2 protein-coding genes and 1 pseudogene are annotated in these 2,047 nt (G+C 63.4%); all 3 read right to left on the bottom strand.

Annotated features, from left to right (window positions below):
- Positions 1–81: 81 nt before the first annotated feature.
- Positions 82–369 carry a hypothetical protein gene (locus ACIF9R_RS38200; RefSeq protein ID WP_399987716.1) on the bottom strand — a complete coding sequence of 96 codons (288 nt, stop codon included), beginning with the start codon at positions 367–369 and terminating at the stop codon, positions 82–84.
- 94 nt (positions 370–463) lie between these two features.
- Positions 464–847 (bottom strand): winged helix-turn-helix domain-containing protein, encoded by a 384-nt coding sequence (locus ACIF9R_RS38205; RefSeq protein ID WP_399987718.1) that lies wholly within the window; start codon positions 845–847, stop codon positions 464–466.
- Between the two features lie 363 nt (positions 848–1,210).
- Positions 1,211–2,047: pseudogene (locus ACIF9R_RS38210) on the bottom strand (hypothetical protein); the annotation flags it as partial.

Genomic DNA, 2,047 nt, shown 5'->3' on the forward strand with positions numbered 1-2,047 from the left:
CACGATCTTCAGTCTTCACACACCGATGATCAGCGGTGGCTGTACCTGTCTCTCAGCCGACCCCACCGGCAAGATCACGATCTACGGCTGGAGTATTAGGCGGGCAGTTGGACGATCTCCAGCCAGGATTGTTGACCGCTGCTCCAGCTGGTGGACGTCGCGGGCGAGGTGGCTGGAGTGGTTGTCCCAGACCACCGTGAGCTTCCCGCCGAGGCGGATCTTCAGAGCCGTCAGCAGGAGCGGGAAGTCCTCCTTCGTGTAGCCCTTGCCTGCCTTGTACCAGGAGAAAAGCCGTGGTGGACGCCCTGGGCGGTAGGCGAGCCAGCCCACCATGTTGACCCGCCCACGCCTCGATGCGTTCAGACGCACGACAGGTGTGTGCCCTCTGGACCCCAGGTGCGGCGCATCACCGAGGACACAGCGGCCCCGGATTCGTCACCGAAGACGATCCAGCGGTCCTCACTCACCGCTCGCCCGGATGGGACACCGCCGGACACGTCTCCGTGCACCATGCGGCGATCGCCTCCTCGTCCCGCTGAATCGCGCGCCCCTGAGGAACCTGCCACGACCAGCCAAGACGCCGCAATAACTGCCACATCCCGCCCGGTGAGTACGACGGCCCGTACCGCTCCTGGACCAGCCGGGAGATCCGCGCGAGCGTCCACCGCTGATCATCCCAGCCGTGAGCCGTGGGACCCTGCCGCAGCAGCGTGACCAGCTCGGCCTCCTGCTCGTCCGTCAGCCGCCGGTGAACCGTGGTGTTCCCGTATCTCGCCGCCAGGGCCTCCACGCCGCCCGCTCTCCACGCCGCGTGCCACTGACTTACCGCCTGCCGGGACACCCCCAGCCGCTCGGCTTACCCGCACCTGACGCACCCCTTGTTCGAACAACTCCGCCGCGCTTCCAACTCCCGCGACCCCGGCACGGCCGCCCCCGAAAACCCCATACAACCGGCATACCGCAACCCCGAGACTTGTCAAGCCCCAGTCAAAAGATCAGTAGTACCTGGCCGGACGTGGTCAGTCATCTTTGTCTTCCCGCCTCAGCTTCTCCCTCAATGCGCGCCCCCAGAGCATCCCCGCGCCTATCACAATCACTGGCGACCCCAGGGTTTGAAACCATCCCCCGATTGCACTAGCGGTGACAGCAACGACTACTGTGAGAATAGCCAGCGGGATTACGGCTCTGACCACTTCCCTCTGAAATCGAGTCACCCTTCGTCCCTCATTCGCTGCACTGTCCTCTCGATGCGATTCAAACTTCTGTCCATTCGAGCGAAGGACACGATCCTGTTGGCTGCCTGGCCGGCAGCGCTCGTGCCGCCAAGGTAGCCGACACCGGCGCCGGTAACGGTATTTATCGTGAAGGTTGCGGTGTTCCAGTTCTCTGTTCCCGCACTTGACGCCACATAGTTTGCAGCCGCGGTTCCCGCCCCTATCGCAATGGCACCACCAACACCGCAAACAACGGACGCCAAACACGCCAGCCCGCCGGCAGCACCAACTAGCAGAACTCCGTTCGCCAGGTAGTCACGCCAGTGTTCGGAGAAATGGTCGCTGACGGCCGCTACTGCCCGTCCGCCTGTTTTGTCCCAGCCGGACTTCGCAGCTTCCGTGATGCCGCTCAGGCTGAACTCGAATCCTTCGTCCTTCTTGTTTTTTTCTGCTTGTGCTTTTGTGTATGCGATGTCTGCGAGGCGGCGTTCTTCGCGGTATGCGTCGTTGTATTCTTTTTGGGCGGCGGACGTGGTGTGGCCGTAGGAGTTGTGGCCGAGGTGGCCGTAGGAGTTGTAGCGCCCCTTGGACGGATTGGCGAGGATGCGCTTCTTGCTTCCGGGGGTCCAGGGGATGTAGGAGCCGGAGTTGCCGGGGCTGCCGGGGTTTCCTCCTGAGACAGCAGAGTTGATCTTGGGCTTGCGCTTGGGGAGTCCGCCGCTGCAGGCGATCTCTCCCCGCATGCATTCTGCGATGGCTTCGCCGGTGGGGTCGGAGTAGGTGGCGGGGTTGTTGTTGCCGTAGGTGTAGGGGTTGTGCTGGGTGGGGTCGTC

Origin of the sequence: Streptomyces sp. NPDC086080 (assembly GCF_044540255.1) — a bacterium.
Lineage (GTDB): Bacteria > Actinomycetota > Actinomycetes > Streptomycetales > Streptomycetaceae > Streptomyces.